This is a genomic window from Microvirga massiliensis (assembly GCF_001006805.1).
Lineage (GTDB): Bacteria > Pseudomonadota > Alphaproteobacteria > Rhizobiales > Beijerinckiaceae > Microvirga > Microvirga massiliensis.
In genome coordinates this window covers 475,465-481,689 of record NZ_LN811353.1, presented here as the reverse complement: position 1 = coordinate 481,689, position 6,225 = coordinate 475,465, and the positions used below count along the sequence as shown (strand labels likewise).

Annotated in this window: 5 protein-coding genes; 3 read left to right on the top strand and 2 right to left on the bottom strand. The window is 65.2% G+C overall.

The window, feature by feature from the left end:
* Window positions 1–1,434: alpha-amylase family glycosyl hydrolase (locus BN1233_RS14785; RefSeq protein ID WP_046864315.1), on the top strand; the 1,434-nt coding region annotated here is incomplete at its 5' end.
* Window positions 1,435–1,636: 202 nt separating this feature from the next.
* Here the strand turns inward: BN1233_RS14785 and BN1233_RS14780 are convergent.
* Window positions 1,637–2,317 (bottom strand): ParA family protein, encoded by a 681-nt coding sequence (locus BN1233_RS14780; protein WP_046864314.1) that lies wholly within the window; start codon window positions 2,315–2,317, stop codon window positions 1,637–1,639.
* Between the two features lie 149 nt (window positions 2,318–2,466).
* Window positions 2,467–3,447: a S1C family serine protease gene (locus tag BN1233_RS14775; protein ID WP_046864584.1), complete on the bottom strand. Its 981-nt coding sequence runs from the start codon at window positions 3,445–3,447 to the stop codon at window positions 2,467–2,469.
* Between the two features lie 236 nt (window positions 3,448–3,683).
* Here BN1233_RS14775 and xylB point away from each other — a divergent pair, with 236 nt between their 5' ends.
* Together xylB and BN1233_RS14765 are read left to right on the top strand one after the other, a co-directional pair.
* Complete coding sequence (gene xylB, locus BN1233_RS14770) at window positions 3,684–5,162, top strand: xylulokinase (protein WP_046864313.1); 1,479 nt, start codon at window positions 3,684–3,686, stop codon at window positions 5,160–5,162.
* A gap of 155 nt (window positions 5,163–5,317) precedes the next feature.
* Complete coding sequence (locus BN1233_RS14765; RefSeq protein ID WP_046864312.1) at window positions 5,318–6,133, top strand: glucose 1-dehydrogenase; 816 nt, start codon at window positions 5,318–5,320, stop codon at window positions 6,131–6,133.
* The last annotated feature ends 92 nt before the right edge of the window (window positions 6,134–6,225 follow it).

Sequence of the window (6,225 nt, the reverse complement as noted above, 5' to 3'; positions counted from 1 at the left end):
ATCTATCCCTCCCCGATGGCGGATTTCGGCTACGATGTCGCGGATTACTGCAACATCGATCCGCTCTTCGGAACGCTCGCGGATTTCGATGTCGTGCTCTCCGAAGCGCATCGGCGTGGCCTCAAGGTCATCCTCGATTTCGTCCCGAACCACACGTCTGACCAGCATCCCTGGTTTGCCGAGAGTCGCTCCGCCCGCGACAGCGCGAAGCGCGATTTCTACATCTGGCGCGATCCGGCCCCGGATGGCGGTCCGCCGAACAACTGGATCAGCAATTTCGGCGGATCGGCTTGGGAATACGACGAGCAGACCGGCCAGTACTATTACCATGCCTTCCTGAAGGAGCAGCCTGATCTGAACTGGCGCAACCCGGCGGTGCGCGCGGCCATGTACGACGTGCTCCGCTTCTGGATGCGGCGCGGCGTCGACGGCTTCCGGGTGGATGTCATCTGGCACCTCATGAAGGACCCGGACTTTCGTGACAATCCACCGAATCCGGCCTTCCAGCCCGATCAGGCGGAGATCCAGAGCTTCCTTCAGGTGCATTCCGCAGATCACCCGGACGTGCATGGCATCATCGCCGAGATGCGCAAAGTGGTCGACGAATTCGACGACCGCGTCCTCATCGGCGAGATCTACCTGCCGATCGAACGGCTGGTCGCCTATTACGGAGAGGACCTCTCGGGAGCGCATCTCCCGTTCAACTTCCAGCTCATCTCCGCGGCCTGGCACGCGCCGCAGATGGAGGCCCTCATCAAGGAATACGAAGCGGCCCTGCCCGAAGGCGGATGGCCCAACTGGGTGCTCGGAAACCACGATCAGCCCCGCATCGCGGCGCGGCTCGGCGAGGCTCAAGCGCGTGTCGCAGCGATGCTTCTCCTGACCCTGCGCGGCACGCCAACCCTCTATTACGGCGACGAGATTGGCCTCCCGAAGGTCGAGATTCCCCCCGAGGAGGTGCATGATCCCTGGGAAAAGAACGAGCCCGGTCTCGGCCTCGGGCGTGATCCGCAACGGACGCCGATGCAATGGAGCGACGCTCCCAATGCCGGATTCTCGAGGACCAAGCCATGGCTTCCGCTCTCGCCGGACTGGCGAGAACGGAACGTTGAGCGGATGCGAGCCGAGAGAGGTTCCATCCTCAACCTGTACCGGCGCCTGCTCGTCTACCGTTCCGAGCATCCCGCTCTCGCGACGGGAGCCTACCACTCGGTCACGACGGAGAACGACGTGTTGGTCTATGAGCGCGGGAGCCAGGAGCGTCGTCTCCTCGTGGCGCTCAATTTCCACGACGAGGAGCGCATTCTCAACCTGCCGGCCGGTCAGACGATGCGCATCATGCTATCGACCCATCTCGACCGGGACGGTGAAGTCGTGCGCGGCTCGGCGAGCCTGCGGCCGAACGAGGGGCTGATCCTCGAACCGTCACCGTGAACAAAGCGATCCATTCTGAAGCGGTGGCCTGGATTGCTTTACTTCGTTCGCAATGATGAGGAGAGCAGGAATACGGGATGAGCACTGCCGGGAACGGCAGCAGACTCCGAACCTACTTCCATGATTGCGAGCCGAAGGCGAAGCAATCCAGGAATCGCGCGCCGACGTCCGGATCGCTTCACTCGTGACGATGGAATGTCTCCTACGCCGCCATCCGGCGTGTGCCTTGTGCCGCCTTGTGGGCACCGTTGATGGCCTTAACGGAGCGATTCACGGCGGACCACAGCTGCGTGATCTCGGTGGCCGCCGACGAGTCCGCGTCGAACTCCCGGGCGCCCTCCCCTACAGCGAGCGCCAAGGCGAAATCGGCGCGGTGCGTGATCTGGCCGGACCAGAGCGGTGCGCCCATTTTCTCGACAACACGACGTGCGTCAGTCACGATCGCACTCTCGGTCCCATTGCGCTTGGCCGGCGCGGCATTCATCACGACCGCGTAGGGCTTGTGCAGCTCCCGGGCGAGTTCGATCGTGTCGCGGACTGCATCGAGATCGAACACGCTCGGGCGGGCCGGAATGAGAACGAGCGTCGCGAGGCGGATGGCATCGGCGACAGCGCTCGATCTGTTCGGTGGGGTATCGATGAAAACCCACTCCGCCCCTTCGGATTTGGCTGCGCTCAGAGCCTCGGCCATGCCTCGCGTGCCGCGCCTCAGCGCAGGCGCACTCTCTCCCCGCAACTGATGCCAGAGCGCCAGGGAACCCTGCGGGTCGGCGTCGATCAGAAGCGCCCGGTTCCCGGGCCGGTTCGCACAGGATGCAAGATGCGCCGCGAGGGTGCTCTTGCCGGAGCCACCCTTTCGTGAAGCGAAGACGAGAACGTTCATGCCGACCCCCAGCCGATTTTCGGGGGTACGTTGAACCGCTATGGTTAACCCTTCGCTAATGAGCGGCTCGAATGCGCGAGATTCGCGCCGCGAATGCCCATCCGGCAGTTACTGCCGAAGGCAACGAGCTTTCGCTCGAGCCGTTGGCGTCAGTGGAGCCGCGAAGACCTCAAGTAGCGATCCCGATCGGCCGAGGTGACCGTCAAGTCGAAGCGATCCTCTTCACGCTCGATCACGAGTGGCACATCGACCCCAGCCGTGCCAAGCGACCACAGCGCACGATAGAACTCGGCGAGCGAGGAGACCGGCTGCCCTGCAACTTCATGGACCCGGTCGCCGGCCCGCAATCCGGCGCGCTTTGCAGGACCATCTCCCGCGAGTCCCACGACGACGATGTGATCGTCCTCGTCTTCCTGGGCGAAGAGGCCGAGCCAGGGTCTCGGGGGACGATTGACGCGCCCGAGCGTGAGGAGATCGTCGAGGATGGGTTTCAGGAGATCGATCGGCACGCTCATGTTGAGCGGCAGGATCCGACCATCCCCTGCCTGATGCTGGAGCTGAAGCGAGCCGATGCCGAGAAGATCGCCTCGTGGCCCGATCAGGGCCGTTCCGCCCCAATGGGGGTGGCCCGGGGCCGTGAAGATCGCGTCATCGAGGAGATATTCCCAATATCCGGCGAATTCCTGCCGGGCGACGACCCGGGCCGCGACCGACCGGACTCGCCCGCCGGCTCCGCCCAGCACGACGCTCGTCCCCGGCGTGAGGCGGCTCGAATTGCCGAGCCCCAGGAAGGGCCAGGTGACGATCGCGAGCGCCTGGACCAAGCCGAAACCACTCTCGTAATCGTAGGCGAGCGCATGCGCCTGGACGGTGCGTCCGCTCGACGTGGTGAGCCAGACCTCCTCGGCTTCCGTGATGAGATATCCGATCGTCAGAACCAATCCGTCGGCGCGAATGACGACGCCCTGCCCCGAACGCTCCGTGCCCAGGGTCTCGGCCGTAAAGGCATTGGCAGGAACGCCGGCACGAAGCGTGACCACGCTCGCCAGCGCCTGGTCGAGGTCATAGTCCAGCTCATCCGGATCCGGCTGAAATTCTGGCGGGACGCGCCACTCTTCCGATTCTGCCATGATCATCTCCGGGTTCGGACCTCCCGCACCGTACCACAGGTAGGCCGGCCTTCGGACTCCGCCCAGGGTCATCGTTCACTCCAGACGGTCGGCCTGAACCAGAGACCGCGGGCAAGCTCCTGCGTCGTCGTGCCCCCGGCGGCTGGACAGGTGAGCCTCGGCGATGATCCAGTCGAGGCGCGACATCGCCGGCGATAGTGGCAAAGCTTCGGCAATCTTGGGAGGAGACCCATCACGTGCCCTATCTCGGGATCGATATCGGGACCTCGGCCGTCAAGGCGGTGCTGGTCGATGAGGATCAGTCGGTCCTCGCCGAAGCTGCCGTTCATCTTGAGGTTTCGCGACCGCGGGAACTCTGGTCCGAGCAGGATCCCGCTCTCTGGTGGTCGGCGACCGAGGCCGCCGTGGCCCGTCTCCGGACCGGCGCGCCGGAGGCTTTCGCGGCGGTACGGGGCATCGGCCTGTCGGGCCAGATGCATGGGGCGGTGCTCCTCGGCCTGAACCAGGAACCCTTGCGTCCGGCCATTCTGTGGAACGACGGCCGGTCGTTCGAGGAAGCCCGGGACCTCGCAGAGCGGCATCCGGATCTGGCCCGGATCGTCGGCGTCCTGCCGATGCCGGGCTTCACCGCGCCGAAGCTCCTCTGGCTCGCCCGCCACGAGCCGGAGACCTTCCGTGCAACGCGGACGGTTCTCCCGCCGAAGGATTATGTGCGCTTGCTGCTGACCGGCGAGCTTGCGACCGACATGTCGGATGCGGCTGGGACCTGGTGGCTCGATCAGGCCGCCCGCACCTGGTCGGACGACGCGCTCGCGGCCTCCGGGATGGATCGCTCTCGCATGCCGCTCCTGATCGAGGGGCCGGAGCCCTCGGGCTTCCTGCGCAGGGAGGTTGCCGCGAATTGGGGCATGCGGCAGGGGCTCGTCGTCGCGGGCGGAGCCGGCGATGCCGCTGCCGGTGCGGTCGGGCTCGGCGCCATCAATGACGGCGCAGCCTTCCTGTCGCTCGGCACGTCGGGCCAGTTCTTCGTCACGACGGCAGGCTTCCGCCCTGCTCCCGCGACGCTCGTCCATGCCTTCTCGCATGCGGTGCCGGACCGCTGGTTCCAGATGGCGGCCCTGCTCAACGGAGCGAGCTGCCTCGCCTGGATCGCCGGCCTTCTCCAGAAGGATCCCGGCGAACTCCTGGACGAGTGCGAGGCGACCTTCGAGGGGCCGTCGGAGCTTCTCTTCCTACCGTATCTGAGCGGCGAAAGATCCCCGCACAACGATCCGCATGCCCGTGGCGTCTTCTTCGGCCTTTCGCCAGCCGTGAGGCGCAGGGATCTCGTCCAGGCCGTTCTGGAAGGAGTTGCCTTCTCGTTCCTCGATGCGAAGGACAGCCTTGCTGCCGCCGGCACGATCGTCACTTCCGCGGGGGTGATCGGCGGCGGCGCAAGGAGCCAATTCTGGACGCGACTACTCGCCAGTGCCCTCGAGATCCCGCTGACGCGCTATCGGGGCGGCGAGAAGGGCCCCGCCTTCGGCGCCGCACGGCTCGCCCTCCTTGCCGTGACGGGCGAGAACCCGGACGCAGTTTGCACTCCTCCGCAGATTCTCGACGTGATCGTCCCGGATCACCATCTCGGAGAGGCCTACCGATCCAGAATCGTGCGCTTTCGTCGACTCTATCGCGCGCTTCGGGAGGAATTCGCGGAGGCTGGCCGTGCGGCGTGACAGCCGGTCCGCATGGACGGCGCGCTCCCGCGCGATATCCTTGATGGTGCAGTCAAGGCAGCGGCCATCATCTGCACCCGCCGCGGTAGCGATCTGCCGAGCCGTGCCGACGTTGTGCTCTTCCCGTAGCATCCGCCAACACGGAGCGACCATCCATGACTTCATCGGCATCACGGCTCGCTGGGCGCACCGCCCTGATCACCGGAAGCTCCCGCGGGATCGGCCGGGCAGTCGCAGTGAATTTCGCCCAGGAGGGCGCCACGGTTCTCATCAACGCGAGGCGGAACGACAAGGAGGCCGAAGCGGCCCTGCAAGCATGCCGACAGGCCGCGAGAAAGGCAGGCCATCCGGACTCCGGACATCGGATCATCGAAGCCGATGTGAGTTCATCCGCCGACGTCGACAGGATGTTCGCCGAGGCAACCCGCACGGGTCCCCTGCACATCCTCGTCAACAACGCCGGCGTGCAGGCACTGACACCAGGCGACGGGGACGACAACACCGAGCTCGAGCGCATTCTCGCCGTCAATCTCTTGGGTGCCGCATATTGCGCGCGCGCCGCGATCCGGCATTTCCTGTCGCGGCCCGGTGGCGGGGTCGTGATCAACACGTCGAGTGTGCACGAAGCGATCCCGAAGCCAGGATTCCTGGCCTACTCGATGAGCAAAGGCGGGCTCGGCAATCTGACGCGAACGCTCGCGCTGGAATTCGCCGACAGAGGCATCCGCATCAATTCCGTCGGCCCCGGAGCCATCCTGACGAGCATCAATGATTCCTGGCGCGGCGATCCGGATGCTCGCGCCAGTGTCGAAAGCCACATCCCGATGGGCTATGCGGCGACACCGGAGGCGATCGCGCCGGTTTTCACGTTTCTTGCGTCCGACGAAGCAGCCTATGTCACGGGCCAGACGCTCTATGTGGATGGTGGGCTCACGTTGTACGGCGACTTCAAGGAGAACTGGTCGTCGTAAGAGTTCCGGGTGCGATCGGCAGTCGGTGGGTCTTCTTGGAGAGTTTTGTGTCGCGCTGTGCTTGCAGACGCTGGCGCTGCCACACTCACACG

What these genes read in the sequence shown, in the direction of transcription:
- BN1233_RS14780 (WP_046864314.1), bottom strand. Translation starts at nt 2,317, where the DNA reads ATGAACGTTCTCGTCTTCGCTTCACGAAAGGGTGGCTCCGGCAAGAGC.
- BN1233_RS14775 (WP_046864584.1), bottom strand. Translation starts at nt 3,447, where the DNA reads ATGGCAGAATCGGAAGAGTGGCGCGTCCCGCCAGAATTTCAGCCGGAT.
- BN1233_RS14765 (WP_046864312.1), top strand. Translation starts at nt 5,318, where the DNA reads ATGACTTCATCGGCATCACGGCTCGCTGGGCGCACCGCCCTGATCACC.